Origin of the sequence: Mesorhizobium sp. M1066, assembly GCF_040318635.1 — a bacterium.
In the GTDB taxonomy this organism is placed as follows: domain Bacteria; phylum Pseudomonadota; class Alphaproteobacteria; order Rhizobiales; family Rhizobiaceae; genus Mesorhizobium.
Map to the genome: position 1 here is coordinate 214,895 of NZ_JAMYMR010000005.1, position 23,465 is coordinate 238,359.

The following is a 23,465-nucleotide window of genomic DNA, read 5'->3' on the forward strand; positions in this document are numbered from 1 at the left end:
GGACTTTTTAAGTTCCCGTTGCTCATTTCACTCGCAATTGCGGTGACCGCGCGCTACCCAGTGCGCGGCTTTTCCCGGCCTGACAGCCTCCAATCGCGTAAAGGTTCATTATGCTGCTCGTCGACGTCTATCTCGACAAATCGTCCATCCAGGGAATCGGCGTCTTTGCCAAGAACCACATTCCTCGCGGTACTCTGATCTGGAAGCTGGACCCAAGGTTCGATCGGCTCATCAAGGTCGAGACTTATGAGCGCGCGGCCGGCCCGGTGAAGAGCTATCTCGATCGCTACTCCTATCCCGACCGCCGCGATCCGAACTACATCGTCTTCGAAGCCGACGACGCGCGCTATATGAACCATGCCGACGAGCCGAACTGCGACGTCTCCTCACCCGAGGAGAGCTTTGCGCTGCGCGACATCGCGCCTGGCGAAGAGCTGACATGCAACTACAACCATTTCTTCGAAACGGGCTTCGATTTTCTCGGCGACCGCCACCTGTCATCCGCAGACTCGGTCTAGTTCGCCGCCTTCTTGCGGGCCGGATAGCCGTTTGGATGCGCCGGGATCGCCTTCAGATAGGCGGCGATGGCCGCACGGTCCTGCGGCGTCAGTTCGGCGATATTCCGCTGCACGTCTACCATGGCGCCGCCGACGGAATCGAAATCTGGCGTGAAGCCGGTTTCGAGATAGTTGGCGATGTCAGCCTCCGACCATTCGGCGAGACCGCCCTCGCCCGACGTGATGTTTGGCACGACGCCACTGCCTTCCGCGGCCACGGCGCCGGCCAGCCATTCGTTCTTCTTCGTGCCGCCCGCAAGATCGCGCGGCGTGTGGCATTCGCCGCAATGGCCTGGCCCTTCGACCAGATAGCGGCCTGATATCACCGGATCAGGCGTGCCTTCGGGGAAGGCAACAACCGGCTGGTCGCTGAGGTAGAGCAATTTCCACAGGCCGATGCCGCGGCGGATATCGAAGGGGAAATCGAGCGAATTGCCCGCTGCCTTGCCGGCGACGGCCGGCAACGTCTTCAAGAAAGCATAGAGATCTGCAATGTCGGCCGGATTCATGCGCGCGTAGGATGCATAGGGAAACGCCGGATAAAAATGCTCACCAGAAGGCGACACGCCCTTCAGCATGGCATTGGCGAGGTCCTCGACAGACCATGCGCCGATACCGTCCTTGGGATCTTGCGAAATGTTGGGCGGCACGAAGGTTCCGAACGGCGTCTTGAGTTCGAGGCCACCCACGAGTTGAAGCCGGGCGTCGCCCTGTGAGCCCGGCTTTGCATGGCAGGATGTGCAACCGCCGGCATAAAAGATGCGCTTGCCCCTGGCTGCGTCGCCAGGACCGAGCTTGGCCAAGGTTTCCCTGTCGAGCCTCACCGGGGCCGACAGGACCCACCCGGCAACTGCACCGACGCCGCCCAGAATGACGACGGCGCCGACAAGTTTCTTCAGCCATGCCATGGCTGGTGATCAGCCCTTCTTGATTCTGTAGCCTTGATGGCAAGTGCCGCAATCCGAGCCGATAGCGCCGACTTGCGCCTTCAGCGCGTCGGCATCGGCGGGAGCCGCAGCGACCGCGGCCTTGACGTCGGCGAGATATTTGTCCTCGGCTGCGTTGAAGCCAGCCATGTCTTCCCAGATTTTCGGCGAGGCCGTGGTGTCGCCGGTGTCGCTGCCGGCCGGGAACAGCGCATCGGCATCGAATTTGTCGGCATTCGCCTGCAGCGCCTGGAGTTGCGTCAACACAGCCGCCGCATCAAAGGGTTCCTCGCCCTTGACCACTTTCGACAGGCCCCCGACGATCTTTCCGCGTTCCTTCATCAGTGCCTGCCGATCGAGGATCGGGTCGGCAAAGGCCGCCGAAGCCGCGAGTGCGAGCATAGAGATGGCGATAACAAGCTTTCTCATTCAATTGGCTCCATGATGAAGGCATTTCGGGACAGGACGTTAACGGATGCTACAGGGGAAAAATTCCCTTCCCCCGGATGATTTTTGCCAGACCTTTGTTACGGGAATCTCGACGCAGAAAAAGAAAAGCCCCGCGCGATGAACTGACTCCCGAAAGTTGGGCATCAACCTTCGGGGGGAGCAGTTCATCGCGCGGGGCTTCTCTACGATCGATCAGGACATCAAACGCGCTGTGTTCAAGCGGACTCGAACGACGCGGTTTGAGTCTTTGTTTTCGTGCATGTCGTTATCCCAAAACCGCTGCGCACTTTTGGGCGACATGCATCAGGCCTTTTCGTACAATTCGAGGACATGGTCCCAGTTGATCAGGCTATCGACGAACGCCTCGAGATATTTCGGCCGGGCGTTGCGATAGTCGATGTAATAGGAGTGCTCCCAGACATCGACGCCAAGGATCGGCGACGCGCCATGAACGAGCGGGTTCTCGCCGTTCGGCGTCTTCGAGATCGCCAGCTTGCCATCCTTGACCGAGACCCAGGCCCAGCCGGAACCGAACTGAGTCGTGCCGGCGGCAATGAAGTCGGCCTTGAACTTGTCATAGCCACCAAGATCGCTATCGACTGCCTTCTGCAAGGCGCCCGGCAGCTTGTTGCCGCCGCCGCCTTTCTTCATCCACTTCCAGAAATGGATATGGTTGTAGTGCTGGGCGGCATTGTTGAAGAGGCCGGCATTCTTGCCGAACGACTGCTTGACCACCTCTTCGACCGACAGATCACCCAAGCCGGCCTCGGCGGCGAGCTTGTTTCCGTTATCGACATACGCCTTGTGGTGCTTGTCGTGGTGATATTCCAGCGTCTCTTTCGACATGTAAGGCTGCAAGGCCTCATAGTCGTAAGGCAGAGCGGGCAATTCAAAGGCCATGGATAGTACTCCCTCGTGGAAAAATCCGGTGTCGATACCGGAGTAAGATAGGTCTGGAATGGATTGGGACAACTCCGGATGAAGCGTCGGTCGCCTTTTTATCCGCTCAAGCGGCGGAAGTCGAATGCGCCCAAGCCCAATAGAGTTCGCGCGCCTTTTTGGCCACCGGCCCGGGTTGCAGATTGCGATCCTCGATACGCGTGACCGGCACCACCTTGGAATGGTTCCCGGTCGAAAAAATTTCGTCCGCTTCGAGGAAATCTCGCACCGACAGCGTCTTTTCCGTGGTCCTGAAGCCATATTCGCCGAGCAGCGTTATCGTGCGCGAGCGGGTGATGCCGGACAGGAAGGTGCCGTTCGGCGCAGGCGTAAAGACGTGACCGTCCTTGACCAGGAAGATGTTCGAGGTTCCGGTCTCGGCGACGTTGCCCAGCATGTCGAGCACCATTGCGTTGTCGAAGCCGCGCATCTTGGCTTCGAGAATGGCCCGACCGTTGTTGGGGTAAAGGCAGCCGGCCTTGGCGTTGGTCGGCATGGTTTCGATGGTCGGACGCCGGAACGGCGACACGGTCACCGAAAAGCCAGTCGCCGGAATCATCGGTGATTCATAGAGGCAAAGGCAGAAGCGGGTCGAGGCGGGATCGGCCGGCACGCCCATATAGCCGCCATGCTCGGCCCAGTACATCGGCCTGATATAGACCGCCGTCTTGCCGTCGAACTTCTTCAACCCATCCCATGTCAGCCCGACGATCTTGTCGGCGCTCATGTTCGGCTTCAGGCCGAGTGCGATCGCCGAAGAATTCACCCTGGCGGCATGCAGGTCGAGATCCGGCGCCACGCCTTCGAACCAGCGGCCACCGTCGAACACGCTGGTGCCGAGCCACATGGCGTGGCTGCGCGGCCCCAGAATGGCGACGTTGCCCTCGTGCCAATCACCATCGACGAAAGTCCATGTCGCGGATTGCGCCGCAGCCGCCAGTGTCATCTTGTCGTCCCGCCTCAATCGGTCTCGTGTGACGGCCATTGGAAGATGCTTTGGCGGGCGCCGTCAACCGGCATCATGGAGTTTTGTTGAGGCCAGTGCCGGGGCGCAATGCAATCAAAGCTTGCACCTTGTCGCACCTGCCCTCAAAACTGTTGTCATGCAATACGCCGCCTATGTCTTCGACGCCTATGGCACACTGTTCGACGTGCATGCCGCCGTGCGCCGTCATGCCGACCGGATCGGGCCGGACGGCCAATTGTTGTCGGAGATCTGGCGCGCCAAGCAGCTCGAATATTCCTGGGTGCGCACGCTGATGGGCGCCTATGCCGATTTCTGGCAACTGACCGAACAGGCGCTCGATTTCGCCTTGCGCAAGGTTCCCTCGGCCGACCCCGGCCTCAAGGCGATATTGCTGGATGCCTACTGGCGGCTGGATTGCTATCCGGAAGTGCCGGCCGTGCTCAAGGCGCTCAAGGCTTCGGGAGCGAGGCTGGCGATTCTGTCAAACGGTTCGCCCGAAATGCTGCAGGCAGCGGTCAAATCCGCCGCGCTCGACCAGGTTCTGGATGACATCTATTCCGTCGACAGGGTGCGGCGCTTCAAGACCGATCCGGCTGTCTACGATATGGTCGCCACCGGCTGGCGCCTCTACCCCGGCGCGGTTTCCTTCCAGTCCTCCAACCGCTGGGACATTGCAGGCGCCACCAAATTCGGTTTTCGCACGGTGTGGATCAACCGTTCCAACCAGCCCGAAGAATACCAGGATTTCCCACCGGCCCTTATCCTGCCGTCGCTCGAAGCCCTTGTGCCCGGCAGCTAGGAGACCTGTGTCTCTGGCGCCACAGTAGCGGCTCGGTCACAGCTTCGCCTTTGTTTGCCCACGTTCGGGCCAGAATCGGAACCGCCTATCGCCCCAGGTGTTGTCAGGCACCCTGCGGAACTGTCGGCGAATTCACGCTTTGTTGCGATTTGAGACTTAAAGAAGGCAACCATGTCCATAACCGAAATCGAATCTTTTCGCCTGAGCCGTCGCGGCTTTCTCAACGCCGCAGCCCTGGGCGCCGCTTCGATCGCGGTTTCCGCATGCGCCACCACCGGGCCGGGTCCGGTCGAGCCGCCGCCACCAACCTATGTCGAGCCGCCCCTGGCCGATTATGTGACGATGTACGCAGCAGTCAGCGACGGCGGCTTCGATTTGCCGGCAATCCCCGTCGACAAGATCGATCCGCAGTTCCTGCGTCAGATCGTTCCCGATCCGACGGGACAGAAGCCGGGAACCATAGTCGTCGATACCACCGGCCACTTCCTTTATCTGGTTCGTCCAGGCGGTCAGGCGATACGCTACGGTGTCGGCCTTGGCCGCGCAGGCTTCGAATGGTCCGGCGACGCCGTCGTTCAGTGGAAGCAGAAATGGCCAAAGTGGACGCCGCCGGACGAAATGATAGCCCGCCAGCCGGAATTGAAACCCTACAGCGCTGACAATGGCGGCATGCCCGGCGGCCTGAAGAACCCGCTCGGCGCACGCGCGCTCTATCTGTTCCAAGGCAATGTCGACACGCTCTATCGTCTGCACGGCTCGCCGGAGTGGCGGTCGATCGGCAAGTCGGTGTCGTCAGGCTGCGTGCGTCTGATGAACCAGGACATTATCGATCTCTATGATCGCGTGCCCTCGAAGACGCCGGTCGTCGTGACCAGCGACGCCAGCCAACCCATGGTGGCAACGGCCAACCGACAGGCGATCCCGATCGACGCCGGCGTGCCGGATGGTTCGGTGCTGCTTGGACCAGTAAAGGCGATCACCAATTCGATCTTCTGATCAGGCGAAGGGGCGGCGGTTACGACGCTCCTTCACCGGATTGTCTCTCTGAAACGGAAACGATTCCGCATCAGCGGAGACCGGTCTGTCGCGTGGCGTCCCACTGCGATATTCTGTGGTGATGAAACTCAGCCAGAGCATACGGTTCTGCACGTCCGAGGACGGTACCGGCATCGCTGTCGCATCATGCGGGGAAGGCAAGGTGATCGTTCGGGCGGCGCACTGGCTGAGCCATGTCGATTATGATCTCGAAAGCCCGGTTTGGCGGCCATGGCTCCAGTCCCTTTCGGCCCACAACCAGTTTGTGCGCTACGATCCACGCGGTTGCGGTCTGTCGGATCGCCATGTCGCCGACCTCTCGATCGAAGCATGGCACGCAGACCTGGACGCCGTGACGGCGACCTTGAGCAGCCAAGTTTCGTTCTGCTCGGTCTTTCGCAAGGCGGCGCTCTCAGCATCGCCTATGCGCTGCGGCATCCTGAGCGGGTGTCGCATCTGGTGCTGCTGAATGCCTACGGCCAGGGTGCGAGAGTTCGAGCGCAGACCGAGGCCGAGCGGTTGGAAGCCGAAACACTCGTCAATTTCGTGCGCATTGGCTGGGGACGCGAAAATCCTGCGTTCTGCCAGTTCTTCACCAACCTTTTCATTCCCAACGGGACACAAGAACAGCTACCGCTGGTGGGGCGATCTTGAGCGCGTGACGGCAAGCGCTGACGTAGCCGCCCGCCTGCTCTGGCAGATGCAGGGGATCGACGTCCTCGACCTCGCGGTGAAACTCCGCGTCCCGACGTTGATCGCGCACAGCCGCGGGGACATGCGCGTGCCATTCGATGAAGGCTGCAAGCTTGCCGCAGCGATCCCTGGAGCCCGCTTCCTGCCGCTTGAAAGCAAAAATCACGTTCTCCTGCCGACCGAGCCAGCTTGGAAGGTGTTCCAGGATGAACTCGATGCCTTCCTCGGACATGAGCGGCCCAGGCAGCCGCGCGCAGTCCGAGAGGCCGGCCTGACACCTGCCGAGGCGGCGCTTCTGGATCTGGTCAAACAGGGGCTGGACAACCGCGCGATCGCGCAGCGCTTGAGCAAGAGCGTGAAGACCGTGCGCAATCAACTGTCGATGATTTTCAGCAAGCTCGGCGTCCACAGCCGATCGCAGGCAATCGTGATGACGCTGTCCGACAGAGAGCGAGCGCCCCAGCCCGATTGAGTTCCTCGCAGACCACAAATAAGGGACTTCTGTCCCTATTTGGGTTCGCTTTCACTTCCCCCACGGGACTGCTGCATCATGCCCATCATCCGAGGGTGTCTCATCCTCGGAATCGACGGAGCGATAGGCCGTCGTCCGAAGATCAGGAGGAACCCGACATGACGCAACTCAATGAAACCAGGCTCAATGAATTGGTAGGCCGCGTTTTGGGCGACCTTGGTGGTGCGGTCAGCGTGCCGTTGGTTCGGATCGGAGATGCGCTGGGTCTTTACAAAACGCTCAAGGAAATCGGCCCTGCGAAGGCCGACGAACTTGCCGATGCTGCAGGATGCGCGCGTCGCTACGTTCGCGAATGGCTGTCGGCGCAGGCGGCGTCCGGCTACGTGCACTATGAACATGGACGGTTTTCGCTGACGCCCGAGCAGTCATTCGTATTTGCCGAACCCGACAGCCCGGTCCATCTGATTGGCGGGTTCGATACCGCGGCTGCTATGGTCGAGAACCAGCCAAAAGTGGAATCGGCTTTCAGGACCGGGCGAGGCGTTGCCTGGGGCGATCAGGCAGGGTGTCTGTTCTGCGCCGTGTCACGTCTGTTTCGGCCGGGTTATGTCAATGCCCTGGTGAAGGACTGGCTACCGGCGCTTGACGGAGTCGTCGCCACGTTGAAGGCAGGGGCATCGGTGGCCGACGTTGGATGTGGGCACGGTCTGTCAACGATCCTGATGGCGCAGGCGTTCCCCGCCTCCCGCTTCGTAGGTTACGACTTCCATCCGGCCTCGATTGCCGCCGCGACCGCGCATGCCCGGTCGTATGGACTGACGAACCTGAATTTCGAGGTCGGCCGGGCCCAGGATTTTGGCGGGCGCGACTTCGATCTGATCACCTGCTTCGACTGCCTGCACGATATGGGCGGCCCAAAGACCGCGGCGGTGCATATTCGCAAATCGCTAAAAGAGGGCGGCACCTGGATGGTTGTCGAACCCATGGCGGGAGATACTCTGGAAGAAAATATCAATCCGGTCGGACGGCTGTACTACTCGGCCTCGACAATGATCTGCGTTCCCACATCACTGGCACAGGAGACAGGCCTCGCGCTCGGCGCTCAAGCAGGAGAGAACCGGCTGACGGAGGTGATCCGGTCAGGTGGGTTCTCTCGTGTCCGGCGGGCTGCCCAGACCCCACTCAACATGGTGCTCGAAGCGACCTGACGCAGAAAAGGTCGGTTCGGGCCCTCCTCGAACCGGCCAACCAACGTCTGTCCGCCAAAACCGGCTCAATGCCGCCTATCCGATGCGGCTTCAAGCCACGGGCATTTCGCCAAAGCGGATGCCCCTGCCTCAGATCCGAAGCTCACCGCCCTCTGGAAAGACTGCCCAATATCCCGCGCACGATTGCCCGGCCGACCGACGAGCCGACGGAGCGCACCACGGACTTGATCGCCGCCTCGGCCACGGTCTGGCGGCTGGACGGGCGCGGAGCAGATGTGCGCCTGCCACCGGATTGCGGCGCGGGATCGTCATTGCCGAAGCCCGGAATGGTCCAGCGCGAGCCGCCGCTGCCGGCCTGCTGGGCCTGCTCTTCGGCATCCTGCGCGTCCTTGGCCTTTTTTTGCAGCATTTCGAAAGCCGACTCGCGATCAACGGCCTGATCGTACTGGCCGGCGACCGGGCTTTCCTGGATCAGCTTTTGCCGCTCAGCGGCAGTTATGGGTCCAAGCCGCGAGGATGGCGGGCGGATAAGCGTCCGCTGCACCATGGACGGAACACCCTTGGCCTCAAGCGTCGAGACCAGCGCTTCGCCTGTGGCAAGCTGAGTAATGGCGGTCATGCAGTCAAAATCGGGATTTGGCCGGAACGTCTCGGCTGCCGTCCGGACTGCTTGCTGCTCACGCGGCGTATAGGCGCGCAGCGCGTGCTGGACGCGATTGCCGAGCTGGGCCAGAACCTTTTCAGGGATGTCCAAAGGGTTCTGCGTGACGAAATAGACGCCGACGCCTTTCGAGCGGATCAGTCGGACCACTTGTTCGACGCGATCGATCAGCACCTTGGGTGCTTCGTCGAACAGAAGATGCGCCTCGTCGAAAAAGAACACCAGCTTCGGCTTGTCGGGGTCGCCGACTTCCGGCAGCACCTCGAACAGTTCCGACATCAGCCATAGCAGGAAGGTCGCGTAGAGCCGCGGATTCATCATCAGCTTGTCGGCGGCAAGCACGCTGATGGCGCCGCGTCCGTCACGGGTGGTGCGCATGATATCGGCGATACGCAGTGCCGGTTCGCCGAAGAAATTTGCGGCCCCCTGCTGCTCCAGGACCAGCAGCGTGCGCTGGATCGCCCCGACCGATGGCTTCGTCACGTTGCCGTAGCGTGAGCCGATCTCGTCGGCACGCTCGGCGATGTTGGCCAAGAGCGCCTGCAGGTCCTTCATGTCGAGCAGCAGCAGACCTTCCTCGTCAGCCAGGCGGAAGGCGATGTTCATGATGCCTTCCTGCGCCTCGGTCAGGTTCATCAGACGCGACAGCAACAACGGCCCCATTTCCGAAACCGTGGCGCGGATCGGATGACCCTGCTCGCCGAACAAGTCCCAGAAGATAACGGGGAATTCCTGGAAGTCATAAGGATCGAGCTTGACCTGTTCGGCCCGCTTGACGAGGAAATCCTGTGCCGTGCCCATCATCGCGATGCCCGACAGATCCCCCTTGATGTCAGCGCAGAACACCGGCACGCCGGCGTTGGAAAATCCTTCGGCCAGTATCTGCAAGGTGACTGTCTTGCCGGTACCGGTGGCGCCCGTCACCAGGCCATGACGATTCCCATATTGCAGCAACAGCTGCTCGGCACGCTGATAGCTTTCGTCGGGCTTGCGGCTGGCGCCGATGAAAATACTGCTGTCGTCAGCCATATGCACGGTCTCCGCAAACTGATGTGTCTAAAGCCAGTGGCCTTGCCGCAGGTATAGTGAGGCCATTGCACAGCGACAATGCCATTCGTCCAATTCGGGGCCATTCGTCCAAATCCGGGCCATTCGTTCAAATCGGGTTTTTGGAGCTTGCGGATTTTGCCGCTGTTTGGCAATCGTCGTCCACGCGGACTGACCTATATCTGATGGATCGAATCCGGTCTCTGGAAGCGCATTGCATTGCGATATCGGACCGGGGACCGTAGACTGAACCACTCCCGGCTGGTGCGGCCGTATGAAACGAGGAGGACGGATGGGCGCCGGAGCCTTGATCCAGGACGTGGAACCCGAGAACGCCGAGCGTCAGCGATGGCTCGCCTTGGCGGAAAAGGCATTGACAGGCGCTTCCTTCGAGGAAAGGCTGGTCTCGCACAGCGACGACAACATCCGTATCGAACCGCTCTACGACCGCAGCACCGCGGCGGAACCGATCGTGCGCGCAAACCCGAAATCGCCATGGATCGTCAGCCAGCGAGTCGACGATCCCGACATCAACCGCGCCAGAAGCCAAGCGCTGGAGGATGTTGCACAAGGTGCCACGGGATTGTCGCTGGTCTTCGAAGGGGCGCCGAACGCGTTCGGCTACGGCTTGCCGAGAACGGCGGAGGCGCTGGAGGCGGTGCTGGACGGCATACCGCTCAACCGCATCCAGGTTCGCATCGACGCCCATCCCTGGAGCCGCGCCGTGGCCGACTGGCTGGTCGCTTTCCTGAGCAAGCGGCGGTCGGACCCGGCAAAACTCAACCTCTCCTTCGGCATCGATCCAGCGGCGATCTTCGCGGGAACCGGTCGGCTGCGCATGTCGATCGAGGCGCTGCAGGCCTCTATGCCGCAGTCGCTGGCGCATTTCTTCGCGATGGGCGTTCCGGGCGTGCTGCTGGAAGCTGACGGGCGCGTGTTCCACAATGCCGGCGCCACGGAGGCGCAGGAACTTGGCATCATGCTGGCTTCGGCTGTCTCCTATCTCAGAATGTTCGAGACGGCTCGGCAGCCGCTTGTCTATGCTGCGCCTCATATCGGTTTTGCGCTCAGCGTCGACCAGGACCAGTTGCTGTCGACGGCCAAGATGCGGGCACTGCGCAGGCTATGGGCGCGGGTGCAGGAGGCTTGTTCGATCCCGACATCCACCGCCAATATCCATGCCGAGACGTCGTTTCGCATGATGACGGCGATGGATCCGGAGACCAACATCCTGCGCACCACCATTGCATGCTTTGCCGCGGCATGCGGCGGCGCCGATTCGATCTCCATCCTGCCGCACACGATCGCGCATGGTCTGCCGGCGGGTTTTGCCCGTCGTGTTGCCCGCAACACGCAGCTGATCATGGCCAATGAAAGCCATATCGATCATGTCACCGATCCCGCCTATGGTTCCGGCGCTGTGGAGGCGCTGACCGCGGAATTGTGCGAACTGGCCTGGGGGGAGTTGCAGACGATCGAAGCCGAGGGCGGTGTCTTGTCCAGCCTTCAGGACGGACACATCCAGAAGCGCGTCCAGGCAGCGGCGGAGCAGCGCAATGCAGCCTACCGCACAGGTGAACGGGCCATCATCGGCACCACGCTCTATCCATCAAAAGACGAACGCCCGGTCGAGACGCTGGCGGCGGAACGGCGACCGGCCTTCACCGAAGGCGTTGCCGTTTGCGAGGCTCTGTTTCCAGTCCGCATCGACCAGGCGATCGGACCGGCCCGCATCGACCAATCGATCGGAGCCGGCTCTTGATCCCGGACTTCGGCCAGATCGGCTGGATCCCGCCACGCCGCACGCCTGTCGAGGTCAAAGGCCAGCGGACCACGCCGGAGGGGCTCATTGCCAAGCATCTGTACAATCAAAGCGATCTCAAGGGGCTGCCGCATCTCGACACATATCCCGGCCTGCCGCCCTTCGTGCGCGGCCCCTACCCGACCATGTATGTCCAGCAGCCCTGGACGATCCGGCAATATGCCGGTTTCTCGACGGCCGAAGATTCCAACGCTTTTTACCGACGCAACCTTGCCGCCGGCCAGAAGGGGCTGTCGGTCGCCTTCGATCTCGCCACGCATCGCGGCTATGACAGCGATCATCCGCGCGTTGCCGGCGATGTCGGCATGGCGGGCGTCGCCATCGATTCCATCCTCGACATGCGGCAGCTCTTCGACGGCATTCCGCTCGACGAGATGACGGTATCGATGACGATGAACGGCGCGGTGCTGCCGATCATGGCGCTTTACATCGTCGCTGCGGAAGAACAAGGCGTTGCGCAGAAGGATCTCGCCGGGACCATTCAGAACGACATTTTGAAGGAATTCATGGTCCGCAACACCTACATCTATCCGCCGAAACCTTCGATGCGGATCGTGTCGGACATCTTCTCATACACATCGAAGAACATGCCGAAGTTCAATTCGATCTCGATCTCCGGCTATCACATGCAGGAGGCCGGCGCGACGGCCGACCTTGAGCTCGCCTACACGATCGCCGATGGCATCGAGTATGCCCGCGCCGGCGTCGCGGCGGGCCTCGACATCGACCGCTTTGCGCCTCGCCTGTCCTTCTTCTGGGCCATCGGCATGAATTTCTTCATGGAAGTCGCCAAGCTGCGGGCCGCGCGCCTGTTGTGGGCGACCCTGATGCAGAAGAATTTTTCGCCCAAGGACGAGCGCTCGCTGTCGCTGCGCACCCATTGCCAGACTTCTGGCTGGTCGCTGACGGCGCAGGATCCCTACAACAACATCATCCGCACCATGATCGAGGCGATGGCTGCAACGCAGGGCCATACCCAGTCGCTGCACACCAATTCCTTCGACGAGGCGATGGCGCTGCCGACCGACCATTCGGCGCGGATCGCCCGCAACACGCAGCTCATCCTGCAAAAGGAATCCGGCACCACGCGCATCATCGACCCGTGGGGCGGTTCGGCCTATCTCGAACGGCTGACGCATGATCTGGCGGCGCGCGCCCTTGCCCATATCGAGGAGGTCGAGGCGCTCGGCGGCATGGCCGCTGCGACCGAACAGGGCATACCCAAGCTGCGCATCGAGGAAGCCGCCGCACGCACGCAGGCGCGCATCGATTCCGGCGAGCAGATGCTGGTCGGCGTCAATGCCCATCGGCCCGAGACCGACATCGAGGTCGACGTGCTGAAGATCGACAATGCCGAAGTCAGGGCGCGGCAATTGTCGAAGCTGCAACGGCTGAAGGGCACGCGCGACGTCGCCGCCGTCGAAAGCGCGCTCGATGCGCTGACCCGTGCCGCGCAAGGCAATGAAAACCTGCTGGAATTCGCCATCCGAGCCGCGCGCGCCAATGCCACGGTCGGCGAGATTTCATTCGCGTTGGAAAGGGCGTTTGGGCGCCACGTCGCCACGGTACAGACCATTTCCGGGGTCTATCGCAAGGCGCTTGGCGATCATCCCATGGTCGACGGTCTGCAGGACAAGCTTGACGCCTTCGAGAAGAAGACCGGCGGCAAGCCGCGCATCCTGGTCGCCAAGATGGGTCAGGACGGCCACGACCGTGGCCAGAAGGTCATCGCCACGGCCTTCGCCGATCTCGGCTTCGACGTCACCGTCGGCGCGATGTTCCAGACACCCGATGAGATCGCCAGGCTGGCGGTCGCACAGGACGTCCACATCGTCGGCGCCTCGTCGCTGGCGGCGGGACATCTGACGCTGATCCCCGAACTGCGCGACGCGCTGAAAAAGCTCGGCCGGGGTGACATGCTGATCGTTGCCGGCGGCGTCATCCCGCCGCAGGACTACGACGCGGTGCGGCAGGCGGGAGCTGCCGAGATCTTCCCGCCGGGCACGGTCATACCGGAAGCAGCGGATCGCCTGCTGGACCGGCTGCTGGCCTAGACTTGTTATAATATCTGTTGCAACTTCTCGCCGGTCGAGTTATAATCTGCGTTGCAACAGGATATCTGTCATGAACACGACCATTCGCAAGATCGGCAATTCCGAGGGTGTGATCCTGCCCAAGGAGTTGCTCGATCGTCTCAACATGAAGGCAGGCGACAGCATCGTCATCGTTCAGGAAGGTGAAGAGCTTCGTTTGCGTCGCACCGAAGACAGCGCCGAGGAATTCGAGCGTAAGATGAAGATCGCACGCGAGCGGATGAAAAAGTACGAGGTTGCCTACCGCGCGCTCGCGAAATGACCGAGCATCATTTGAGGGAGTTCGTGGAGTCGCTTCACGCTGAGCAGTTGCGCCTGCACGGCGGGGCGGCAGGGATACGTGATGAAGGCATGCTGGAGTCGGCGCTCTCCCGTCCACAGCAACGAGAGATTTATGGCGATCCGGATCTTTGCGAACTGGCGGCGGCATACCTGTTCGGCATCGCCAAAAATCATCCGTTCGTTGACGGCAACAAACGTACTGCCTTTGCAGCGGCCGATCTGTTTCTTTATTTCAACGGATTGAGCGTCGAGGCCGACCAGCAGGACGTCATTCAACTGGTCTTGATGGTCGCTGCTGGCGAGATCGATGAAACTGGAGCCGCGGCTTTCTTCCGCGACCATGTCGTCAAGCTCGAGGATTAGCTCTCGGACAGCTTGACGATTTCCCATTCCTTGCCGTTGACGCTGGCCAAGTCGCCGACCTTCTTGCCGAACAGGGCCATGGCCATCGGCGAAACATGCGAAATGCTGCCCTTGGCCGGATCGGCTTCGTCCTCGCCGACAATCTTCCAATGCACCTTCCTGCCGTCATCGCTCTCGATCGTGACGCCCATGCCGAAGCGTATCAGGTCGCTGCCCGGCTCCGGTACGGAGAGTTCGGCGCTTTCACGCCGGGCGGTCCAATAGCGCAGGTCGCGCGACACGACCGCAATGCGCTCGCGGTCGGCTTTCCGTTCGGCCTTCGCCAGTATGTCGCGCAGATCGGCAAGATTCTCGTCGATCATCGCCAGGCCGCGTTCCGTCACCAGATTGCGATGGTGGCTGACTGGCCGTTCACCGACACCGGCAATGGCATTTTCGCTGTCTTCCTCGCGGGTGAAAGCTCTGCTCATTTCCTGAACTTAGGCCCGCAGAGGCTGCTCGACAAGCCATTGTCGCGCGCTCGGCAGGAGAGACAGAACGGCTGGCACGATTCCTGCAACAGCAGGCTTGAACGCTGGGATTCTGTGCCGATGTTGAACAGACGAACGCTGCTGACCGGGACCGCCGGCTTTGCCGTCATGGGGCTTGCGTTTGGCAAGGCGGTGGCCGCAAACCTGACTGGCATCGAGAAAGCCTCGATGCGCGGCTCGATCAACGCCACCGACCTCGGCGTGCAGCCCGGCACATCAGACGATCAGAGCAAGGCCTTCGCCAAACTCCTGCGTGACGCAAACAGCCGCGACATGCCGATATTCCTGCCGCCCGGCACCTATGTCGTCTCCAATCTTTCGCTGCCCGGCCGCGTGCGTCTTTCCGGCGTGCCGGGCGCGACGCGCATCGTTTACGGCGGTGACGGCCACCTGTTCATGGCCGAACAGGCCGACCATATCGAACTTAGCGGTCTGGTCTTCGATGGTTCGAACCGCACGATGGGCGATTACACGCAAGGGCTGCTCGATCTGCGCCGTATCGCGCACCTCGCCATCGACAATTGCCAGATCACCGGCAGCGGCAAGAACGGACTGGCGCTGGAACATGCGGCGGGCGGGGTCGAGCGCAGCGAGATATCGGGTGCCGCCGATGCCGGCATTTACTCGGTCGAGGCTGGCGGGCTGTCTATCACGGGCAACACCGTCTCCGATTGCGCCAATGGCGGCATCCTCGTGCACCGCTGGCAGGCGGCGGAAGACGGCACCATGGTCACCGGCAACCGCGTCCAACGGATCCAGGCACGCGGCGGCGGAACCGGGCAGAACGGCAACGGCATCAATGCCTTTCGCGCCGGCAATGTCGTCATCTCGGGCAACATCGTCTCGGACTGCGCCTTCTCGGCGATCCGCGCCAACAGCGCCAGCAACCTGCAGATATCGGGTAACACCTGCTCGCGCTCGGGCGAAACGGCGGTCTATTCCGAGTTCTCGTTCGAAGGCGCCATCATCAGCAACAACATCGTCGACGGCGCCGCCAACGGCATCTCGATCGTCAATTTCAACGAAGGCGGCCGCATGGGCGTCTGCTCGGGCAACATTGTGCGCAATCTGTCGACCAGCGGCCCCTACCCTGCCGACTCGCCGGGCTTTGGCGTCGGCATCGGTGTCGAGGCCGACACCACCGTTTCCAACAATGTCATCGAGAACGCGCCGCTCTATGGCTTGCAGATCGGCTGGGGCCCGTATCTGCGCAATGTCGTGGCCACCGGCAACATTATCCGCAAGGCTGGAACCGGGATCATCGTATCCGTGGTCGAGGGCGCCGGTACGGCCGTCATTTCAGACAATGTCATCGACGGCGCGCTGAACGGAGCGGTTGTCGGCCAGCGCTGGGCGGAACCGGTGACAGGCGATCTCGCCTCCTCAAACGATAGCGGCTATGCGCATCTGACCGTCGAGCGCAATCACGTCAGTTGAGGGCCGCTGTCGGCCTCAGCGCCCCGACCTTGGCACCGTTGCGGTTTTCGATGGGCGTGTTTGCCAATTCGCTCAGCTTGAACGCCAAGGCCTCGTCGGCGCGCAACAGTTTGGCAAGGACGGCGGCAACCATGGCTTCGCCGGCGCGGCCGGCGCCATCGTCGCATTTGAGCGCGATGCCGAGACCGAGCTCCGGAATTGCGGCACAATGGACGCCCTCGGCGCCGCCTTTGGTGAAAATCCGCCCTGGTGCGGCCTGCATCAGCGCGACGTCTTCGCGGCCGCTGCCGGCAACGAAGAAGGGCTCGGCCATGCAGGCGAAAAGCAGCCGCCTTGCAGCCTTGGCTCGCTCTGGGCCAAAACCTGATGTCGTGGCCATCCGGGCAAAGCCGAGCGCGAAGCTGCTGAGCGGCACCGCATAGGTCGGGATCGAACAGCCATCAATGGCTCGCTGGCCCTCACCATGGACAGCGCCCGTCACCGATTGCATGGCGTCGCGCACCAGCTCCTGCAGGCCATGTCCCGGCTTGACATAGCCGCGATGTGCAATGCCGGCGTGGACGCAGGTGCAGAGGAAGCCGGAGTGTTTGCCGGAGCAGTTGTTGTGCAACGCGTTCGGCGAACCGCCGGCGCGGGCGAGCGCAATCTCGGCGTCATGATTGGACGGCCAATGCGTGCCGCATTCGAGCGCTGATCCGTCCAGCCCGGCCTTGGCCAGCATGGAGCGCGCAAGGTCGACATGGGCCGGCTCGCCCGAGTGGGACGCGCAGGCGAGCGCCAGTTCGCGGTTGCCGAAGCCATAGGCATCTGCCGCCCCGCTTTCGACCAATGGCAGTGCCTGGATCGCCTTGACGGCGGAGCGCGGAAACACCGGCTTGGCCGTGTCGCCGATCTCCCAGACGGGCTTGCCGTCGCCATCGAAGACCGCGACCGAGCCGCGATGCGCGCTCTCGACGATCGCGCCGCGCAACACTTCGATCAGAACCGGATTTGTCATGAACCCTCCCGTAAATGCGGGCGGTTTATCTGATCCGGTCGAGAATGGAAACGTAGTTGGCCACCGCCGCACCGCCCATGTTGAAGATGCCGCCAAGTTTTGCGCCCGGCACCTGGATGCCGCCAGCCTCGCCGACAAGCTGCATGGCGGTCAAGACATGCATGGACACGCCCGTGGCGCCGATCGGATGGCCCTTGGCCTTCAGCCCGCCGGATGGATTGACCGGCAGGCGACCATCCCTGGCCGTTGTGCCGTCCAGCGCCAGCTTGGCCCCCTCTCCCGGCTTGGCAAGGCCCATCGCCTCATATTCGATCAGTTCGGCAATGGTGAAGCAGTCATGCGTTTCGACGAAGGAGAGATCGTCGAGCGTCACGCCGGCGTTCTTGAGCGCCCGGGTCCAAGCCTGCTCGCAGCCTTCGAAGGTCAGGATGTCGCGCTTCGACATCGGCAGGAAATCCTGCACATGCTCGTTGGCGCGGAAGGCAACGGCACGACGCATCTTAAGCGCCGTGGCGGTGTCGGCGAGAATGAGGGCGGCGGCGCCGTCGGAGACCAGCGAGCAGTCGGTGCGCTTCAGAGGACCGGCGACGAAGGGGTTCTTCTCGCTCTCCTGGCGGCAGAACTCATAGCCGAAATCCTTGCGCATCTGCGCATAGGGATTGTCGACGCCGTTCTTGTGGTTCTTGGCGGCAATCATGGCCAGCGCATCCGACTGGTCGCCGTAGCGCTGAAAATAAGCCTGCGCGATCTTGCCGAAGACGCCAGCGAAACCCGCCGGTGTCTCGCCGTCCTCGGGCAGATAGGACGCCTTGAGCAGGTTTTTGCCGATCTCCGGCCCCGGCGTTGTCGTCATCTGCTCCGCGCCGACCACCAGCACGATGCGAGCGGCATTCGCGTCGATGGCACGGATGCCCTGGCGGACCGCCGCCGATCCGGTGGCGCAAGCGTTTTCGACGCGCGTCGCCGGCTTGAAGCGCAGCCGGTCGTCGGCCTGCAGCACCAGGCTGGCGGTAAAATCCTGCGCCGAAAAGCCGGCATTGAAGTGGCCGAGCACGATCTCGTCGACCTCGTCGGGACCGATGCCGGCATGGTCGAGTGCGTCCGTAGCGACCTTGACGATGAGGCTTTCGAGCGTTTCGCCCTCGAGCTTGCCGAAGCGCGAATGCGCCCAGCCAACGATGCATGCGGTCATGGCGGTCTCCATCCTTGGCGCCAGCCTGGCATGTGGGCCACGGCGCATTTCGCCTCTATTGTTCAAATATAAACAATCCTGCTCGCCTCGTGAAGGGCTGGAACCAGACGATCGCTTGGTACAGGCGACGCCAGTGATTTTTTTGTTGATTGACCCGTCAATAAAAAATAATCCTACTCGAAAGGGATCATTGCAAGATGCCGAAAATCGGAATGGAACCGCTGCGCCGCAAGGCGCTTATCGACGCCACGATCTCGGCGATCGGCGAGCGCGGCTCGCTCGACGTGACCATGTCCGAAATCGCCGGGCGCGCCGGCGTTTCATCGGCTCTTGCCCATCACTATTTCGGCGCCAAGGACGAGCTGCTGCTGGCGACGATGCGCCACATCCTGGCAGAGCTTACCGCCGACACGTTGCGCGCCCTTGGTTCAGCCAGCACCGCGCGCGAACGCGTCTCGGCGGTGGTCGCCGTCAACTTCTCCGACATCCAGTTCCAGCCGGAAACCATCGCCGCCTGGCTCGCCTTCTATGTCGAGGCGCAGAAATCATCGGCCTTGCGCCGGCTGCTCAGAGTCTATGCGCGGCGGCTGCACTCGAACCTGATGAGCGGGCTGACCGGCATCTTGCCCAGAGCCGAAGCCGACCGCGCCGCCGAAACGACAGCGGCAATGATCGACGGGCTCTACATCAGGCGGGCGTTGAAGGACGGCGTGCCCGATGCCTCGACCGCGATCGCGCTGGTCGAGGACTATCTCGAAACCAAACTTGGCGGGCGGCGCAAACAGTGACAACGAAGCGACCCAATTTCCTGATCGTCATGGTCGATCAGCTTAACGGAACCCTGTTTCCGGACGGCCCGGCGGAGTTTCTGCACACACCGCATCTGAAGGCGCTGGCCGCCCGATCGGCACGCTTTGCCAACAACTACACCGCCTCGCCGCTCTGCGCCCCGGGCCGTGCCTCGTTCATGAGCGGGCAGTTGCCGTCGCGCACCGGCGTCTATGACAATGCCGCCGAATTCGCCTCATCGATCCCGACCTTCGCCCACCATCTGCGCGCCGCCGGCTACTACACCTGCCTGTCGGGCAAGATGCATTTCGTCGGACCGGATCAGATGCACGGTTTCGAGGAGCGACTGACGACCGACATTTATCCTGCCGATTTCGGCTGGACGCCGGATTACCGCAAGCCGGGCGAGCGTATCGACTGGTGGTATCACAATCTGGGTTCGGTGACCGGCGCTGGCGTCGCCGAGATCACCAACCAGATGGAGTATGACGACGAGGTCGTGTTCCTGGCCACGCAGAAGCTCTATCAGCTTTCGCGCGAACAGGATGATGCGAACCATCGGCCCTGGTGCCTCACCGTATCGCTGTCGCACCCGCACGATCCCTATGTCGCGCGCAAGCAGTATTGGGATCTTTACGAGCACTGCCAGGCGCTGGACCCGGAAACCGGGTTCATCGCGCATGACGAGCAGGATGCGCACTCCCGGCGGCTATACCACGCCAGCGACTATCCTTCTTTCGAGATCACGCCGGAACAGGTGCGTCGTTCGCGGCAGGGCTATTTCGCCAACATCTCCTATGTCGACGACAAGCTCGGCGAAATCCTGGATGTTCTCGAGCGCACCCGCATGGCCGACGACACAATCATCCTGTTCTGCTCGGACCACGGCGACATGCTCGGCGAGCGCGGCCTGTGGTTCAAGATGAGCTTCTTCGAGGGCTCGGCGCGGGTGCCGCTGATGATTGCGGGCAAGGGTGTGCCGGCCGGGCTGATCGAGACGCCGGTCTCCAATCTCGACGTGGCGCCGACGCTTTGCCACCTCGCCGGCATCGACATCGCCGCGATCGCGCCGTGGACCGACGGCCAGTCGCTGCTGCCGCTTACCGAGGGCATCGAGCGCACGGCGCCGGTGCTGATGGAATATGCCGCCGAAGGCTCAAACGCGCCTTTGGTGGCGATCCGCGACGGCAGATACAAATTCGTCCATTGCGAACTCGATCCGCCGCAACTGTTCGATCTCGAAGCCGATCCGCTCGAACGGGTCAATCTAGCCGACGACCCCGCCAATACGGGCTTGGTGGCGGTATTCATGGACAAGGTCCAGGCACGCTGGAACATGGCCGGCTTCGATGCTGCCGTGCGCGAAAGCCAGGCGCGCCGCTGGGTCGTCTATCCGGCGCTGCGCAACGGCGCCTACTATCCCTGGGATTTCCAGCCGCTGCAAAAGGCGTCCGAGCGTTACATGCGCAATCACATGAACCTCGACAATCTCGAAGACAGCAAGCGGTATCCGCGAGGCGAATGATGTCAGACCTTCTCGTCCCCTCCCTCGACCACCTCAAGCAGGCCTATGCCGTCACATCCAGGGCGACGCAAATCACGCCGCTGCTGGAATCGACGGCACTGGCCCGTGAGACGGGGGCGGCCCGCGTCTTCATCAAGCCGGAATCGCTGCAATGGGCCGGCTCGTTCAAGGTGCGCGGCGCCTATTGGCGGCTGAAGCGGCTTTCGGCTGACGAAGCCAGGAAAGGCGTCGTCGCCTATTCCTCCGGCAATTTCGCGCAAGGGCTGGCGGCCGCCGGCCAGGCGCTTGCCATTCCGGTCACCATCGTCATGCCGATCGACGCACCGGCCGCCAAGCGCGACGCCACGGCAGGCTATGGCGCTCGTGTCGTGCTGACCGACCACGGCGAGCGCGCACGTGAGGAAGTCGCGGCCGCCAAGGCACGCGAGATCGCCGAGACCGAGGGGCTGGCGCTGCTGCATCCATTCGACGATCCGGAGATCGTCGCCGGCCAGGCGGGCGCCGGCCTCGAAGCGCTCGACCAACTCGAAGCCAAAGGTGCCAGCGCTGATCTTTTGTTCTGCTCGGTCGGCGGCGGCGGACTGATCGGCGGCGTTTCGCTTGCCTTCCACTATCTGTCGCCCGCCACTGAGATCATCGGCGTCGAGCCGGAAGGTTTCAACGGCATGGGCTCGTCACTGGCGCATGGCAGCATCGAGACGATGCCGATCGGGCCGAAATCGATATGCGACGGTTTGATGTCGCGACGGCCGGGCGATGCTCCGTTTGCCGCGGTGAAGACGGCAGGTGTTCGCGGCATCACCGTCGAGGACGCGTCTGTCCGCCGGGCGATGCGGATCGCCTTCGAGCGCATGAAGCTGGTGCTCGAACCGTCCGGCGCCGCCTCGCTGGCGGCACTGCTCGGCGGCGAGGTGGATGTGGCGGGCAAAACCGTCCTGGTTGTGGCTACTGGCGGCAATGTCTCGCTCGCCGACTTTATGGCGCATATGAACCATGCTTGAAGCGGATTTCGTCATCATCGGCTCCGGCTCGGCCGGCTCGGCCATGGCCTATCGCCTGTCGGAGGACGGCAAGCATTCGGTCATCGTCATCGAATTCGGCGGCAGCGATATCGGGCCGCTGATCCAGATGCCGTCGGCGCTGTCGATCCCGCTCAACATGAGCCTCTACGACTGGGGTTTTGCCAGCGAGCCGGAACCGCATCTCGGCGGCCGCGTGCTGGCGACGCCGCGCGGCAAGGTCATCGGCGGCTCGTCCTCGATCAACGGCATGGTCTATGTGCGCGGCCACGCCCGCGACTTCGACCATTGGGCCGAAGAGGGTGCGGCCGGCTGGGGCTTCGCCGACGTGCTTCCTTATTTCAAGCGCATGGAGGACTCGGACGGCGGCGAGGATGGCTGGCGCGGTCACGGCGGGCCGCTGCATGTGCAGCGCGGCTCGCGTAAAAATCCGCTCTACGGCGCATTCGTCGAGGCCGGTCGCCAGGCCGGGTTCGAACTGACCGACGATTACAACGGCGCTAAGCAGGAAGGCTTTGGGCCGATGGAGCAGACCATAAGCGGCGGCCGCCGCTGGTCGGCGGCATCCGCCTATCTGAAGCCAGCTCTCAAACGCAAGAACGTTAGCCTGCTCAAGGGTTTCGCCCGCCGGGTGATCATCGAGAATCAACGCGCCGTCGGTGTCGAGATCGAAGCTAACAAACAGATTCAGGTCGTTAAGGCGCGACGTGAGGTGATCGTTGCCGCATCATCGATCAACTCGCCCAAGATCCTGATGCTGTCCGGCATCGGCCCGGCCGAGCATTTGCGCGAAAACGGCATTGCCGTAGTGGCCGACAGACCCGGCGTCGGCCGCAATTTGCAGGACCATATGGAGCTCTACATCCAGCAGGAATCATTGCTGCCGATCACGCTCAATTCGGTGCTGAATCCGTTCTCGAAAGCGCTCATCGGCGCGCAGTGGCTGTTCCTCAAGACCGGGCTTGGCGCCACCAACCACTTTGAGGCGGCGGCCTTCGTGCGCTCACGTGCAGGCGTCGACTACCCCGACATCCAGTACCATTTCATCCCTGCCGCTGTCCGCTATGACGGCAAGGCCGCGGCCAAGTCGCACGGTTTCCAGGCGCATGTCGGGCCGATGCGCTCGAAGTCGCGCGGCTCGGTGACGCTGCGCTCGCCGGACCCGAAATCGAAGCCGGTGATCCACTTCAACTACATGTCGCATCCTGACGACTGGGCGGAGTTCCGCCACTGCATAAGGCTGACGCGCGAGATCTTCGGCCAGTCGGCGTTCGATCGCTATCGGGGCAACGAAATCTCGCCGGGCAGCCACGTGCAGTCGGACGACGATCTCGACATCTTCATCAGGGATCACGCAGAGAGCGCCTACCATCCTTGCGGCACCTGCAAGATGGGCCGCGCCGACGACATGATGAGTGTCGTCGATCCGGAGTGCCGGGTCATCGGCGTCGAAGGATTGCGGGTCGCCGATTCCTCGATCTTCCCGCGCGTCACCAACGGCAATCTCAATGCACCCTCGATCATGACCGGCGAAAAGGCTTCCGACCACATCCTTGGCCGCACGCCGCTGGCGCCGTCCAATCAGGAACCATGGATCAATCCGCGCTGGCAGGTCGCGGATCGATAGGGCATTGTCGAACGGACTTGGTAGCGAATACATCT

The 23,465-nt window shown here is 62.3% G+C and carries 21 protein-coding genes and 1 pseudogene; 14 read left to right on the forward strand and 8 right to left on the reverse strand.

The window, feature by feature from the left end; translation table 11 throughout:
• Positions 1–110 precede the first annotated feature (110 nt).
• Positions 111–518 carry an SET domain-containing protein gene (locus NKH52_RS10550; RefSeq protein WP_127292511.1) on the forward strand — a complete coding sequence of 136 codons (408 nt, stop codon included), beginning with the start codon at positions 111–113 and terminating at the stop codon, positions 516–518.
• Here the strand turns inward: NKH52_RS10550 and NKH52_RS10555 are convergent.
• The 4 genes from NKH52_RS10555 to NKH52_RS10570 all read right to left on the reverse strand — a co-directional run bounded on the left by NKH52_RS10555 (position 515) and on the right by NKH52_RS10570 (position 3,818).
• Entirely contained in the window at positions 515–1,465 is a 951-nt protein-coding gene (locus NKH52_RS10555) for a cytochrome c (protein ID WP_352730711.1), read from the reverse strand. The genes NKH52_RS10550 and NKH52_RS10555 overlap by 4 nt on opposite strands.
• A 9-nt stretch (positions 1,466–1,474) precedes the next feature.
• Complete coding sequence (locus tag NKH52_RS10560) at positions 1,475–1,912, reverse strand: c-type cytochrome (RefSeq protein ID WP_127292506.1); 438 nt, start codon at positions 1,910–1,912, stop codon at positions 1,475–1,477.
• Between the two features lie 324 nt (positions 1,913–2,236).
• A complete protein-coding gene (locus tag NKH52_RS10565) occupies positions 2,237–2,833 on the reverse strand; it encodes a superoxide dismutase (protein WP_023812781.1) in 597 nt (198 codons plus the stop codon).
• 106 nt (positions 2,834–2,939) lie between these two features.
• Positions 2,940–3,818, reverse strand: a complete 879-nt coding sequence (locus tag NKH52_RS10570) for a branched-chain amino acid aminotransferase (RefSeq protein ID WP_127292503.1) — start codon at positions 3,816–3,818, stop codon at positions 2,940–2,942.
• A gap of 157 nt (positions 3,819–3,975) precedes the next feature.
• Here NKH52_RS10570 and NKH52_RS10575 point away from each other — a divergent pair, with 157 nt between their 5' ends.
• The 4 genes and pseudogenes from NKH52_RS10575 (at position 3,976) to NKH52_RS10590 (ending at position 8,046) form a co-directional block, all read left to right on the forward strand.
• Entirely contained in the window at positions 3,976–4,638 is a 663-nt protein-coding gene (locus NKH52_RS10575; protein WP_023812779.1) for a haloacid dehalogenase type II, read from the forward strand.
• A gap of 171 nt (positions 4,639–4,809) precedes the next feature.
• The gene (locus NKH52_RS10580; protein ID WP_127269960.1) at positions 4,810–5,634 is read left to right on the forward strand and encodes a L,D-transpeptidase; all 825 of its coding nucleotides are present in this window, start codon (positions 4,810–4,812) and stop codon (positions 5,632–5,634) included.
• 121 nt (positions 5,635–5,755) lie between these two features.
• Positions 5,756–6,838: pseudogene (locus NKH52_RS10585) on the forward strand (alpha/beta fold hydrolase).
• A gap of 158 nt (positions 6,839–6,996) precedes the next feature.
• Positions 6,997–8,046 (forward strand): class I SAM-dependent methyltransferase, encoded by a 1,050-nt coding sequence (locus NKH52_RS10590; protein ID WP_352730714.1) that lies wholly within the window; start codon positions 6,997–6,999, stop codon positions 8,044–8,046.
• Between the two features lie 142 nt (positions 8,047–8,188).
• Here the strand turns inward: NKH52_RS10590 and NKH52_RS10595 are convergent, their stop codons facing one another.
• On the reverse strand, positions 8,189–9,736 hold the full coding sequence (locus NKH52_RS10595) for a helicase HerA-like C-terminal domain-containing protein (protein ID WP_352730716.1): 1,548 nt from the start codon (positions 9,734–9,736) through the stop codon (positions 8,189–8,191).
• A 310-nt stretch (positions 9,737–10,046) separates the two neighbouring features.
• Here NKH52_RS10595 and NKH52_RS10600 point away from each other — a divergent pair, with 310 nt between their 5' ends.
• The 4 genes from NKH52_RS10600 (at position 10,047) to NKH52_RS10615 (ending at position 14,314) form a co-directional block, all read left to right on the forward strand.
• A complete protein-coding gene (locus NKH52_RS10600) occupies positions 10,047–11,516 on the forward strand; it encodes a methylmalonyl-CoA mutase subunit beta (protein ID WP_352730718.1) in 1,470 nt (489 codons plus the stop codon).
• On the forward strand, positions 11,513–13,630 hold the full coding sequence (gene scpA, locus NKH52_RS10605) for a methylmalonyl-CoA mutase (RefSeq protein WP_352730720.1): 2,118 nt from the start codon (positions 11,513–11,515) through the stop codon (positions 13,628–13,630). The genes NKH52_RS10600 and scpA overlap by 4 nt, the downstream gene beginning before the upstream one ends.
• Before the next feature lie 70 nt (positions 13,631–13,700).
• A complete protein-coding gene (locus tag NKH52_RS10610; protein WP_023760503.1) occupies positions 13,701–13,931 on the forward strand; it encodes an AbrB/MazE/SpoVT family DNA-binding domain-containing protein in 231 nt (76 codons plus the stop codon).
• Positions 13,928–14,314 (forward strand): type II toxin-antitoxin system death-on-curing family toxin, encoded by a 387-nt coding sequence (locus NKH52_RS10615; RefSeq protein WP_352441313.1) that lies wholly within the window; start codon positions 13,928–13,930, stop codon positions 14,312–14,314. The genes NKH52_RS10610 and NKH52_RS10615 overlap by 4 nt, the downstream gene beginning before the upstream one ends.
• Here the strand turns inward: NKH52_RS10615 and greA are convergent.
• Positions 14,311–14,784, reverse strand: a complete 474-nt coding sequence (gene greA, locus NKH52_RS10620; protein ID WP_127292480.1) for a transcription elongation factor GreA — start codon at positions 14,782–14,784, stop codon at positions 14,311–14,313. The two genes, NKH52_RS10615 and greA, sit on opposite strands and share 4 nt — an antisense overlap.
• 120 nt (positions 14,785–14,904) lie before the next feature.
• Between greA and NKH52_RS10625 the strand changes: the two genes are divergently transcribed.
• Positions 14,905–16,281, forward strand: coding sequence for a TIGR03808 family TAT-translocated repetitive protein (locus tag NKH52_RS10625; RefSeq protein WP_352730723.1), 1,377 nt, complete (start codon positions 14,905–14,907; stop codon positions 16,279–16,281).
• Here the strand turns inward: NKH52_RS10625 and NKH52_RS10630 are convergent.
• Together NKH52_RS10630 and NKH52_RS10635 are read right to left on the reverse strand one after the other, a co-directional pair.
• On the reverse strand, positions 16,274–17,278 hold the full coding sequence (locus tag NKH52_RS10630; RefSeq protein ID WP_352730725.1) for an asparaginase: 1,005 nt from the start codon (positions 17,276–17,278) through the stop codon (positions 16,274–16,276). The two genes, NKH52_RS10625 and NKH52_RS10630, sit on opposite strands and share 8 nt — an antisense overlap.
• A 25-nt stretch (positions 17,279–17,303) precedes the next feature.
• A complete protein-coding gene (locus tag NKH52_RS10635; RefSeq protein WP_352730727.1) occupies positions 17,304–18,470 on the reverse strand; it encodes an acetyl-CoA acetyltransferase in 1,167 nt (388 codons plus the stop codon).
• 197 nt (positions 18,471–18,667) lie between these two features.
• On the opposite strand from NKH52_RS10635, the gene betI reads away from it, so the two are divergent.
• The 4 genes from betI to betA are packed head-to-tail and all read left to right on the forward strand — an operon-like array spanning position 18,668 to position 23,430.
• Positions 18,668–19,258: a choline-binding transcriptional repressor BetI gene (betI, locus tag NKH52_RS10640; RefSeq protein WP_352730729.1), complete on the forward strand. Its 591-nt coding sequence runs from the start codon at positions 18,668–18,670 to the stop codon at positions 19,256–19,258.
• On the forward strand, positions 19,255–20,784 hold the full coding sequence (gene betC / locus NKH52_RS10645) for a choline-sulfatase (protein ID WP_352730731.1): 1,530 nt from the start codon (positions 19,255–19,257) through the stop codon (positions 20,782–20,784). The genes betI and betC overlap by 4 nt, the downstream gene beginning before the upstream one ends.
• A complete protein-coding gene (locus tag NKH52_RS10650; RefSeq protein ID WP_352730733.1) occupies positions 20,784–21,785 on the forward strand; it encodes a threonine/serine dehydratase family protein in 1,002 nt (333 codons plus the stop codon). The genes betC and NKH52_RS10650 overlap by 1 nt, the downstream gene beginning before the upstream one ends.
• A complete protein-coding gene (betA, locus tag NKH52_RS10655; RefSeq protein WP_127292463.1) occupies positions 21,778–23,430 on the forward strand; it encodes a choline dehydrogenase in 1,653 nt (550 codons plus the stop codon). Before NKH52_RS10650 ends, betA begins: the two co-directional genes overlap by 8 nt.
• Positions 23,431–23,465 lie beyond the last annotated feature (35 nt).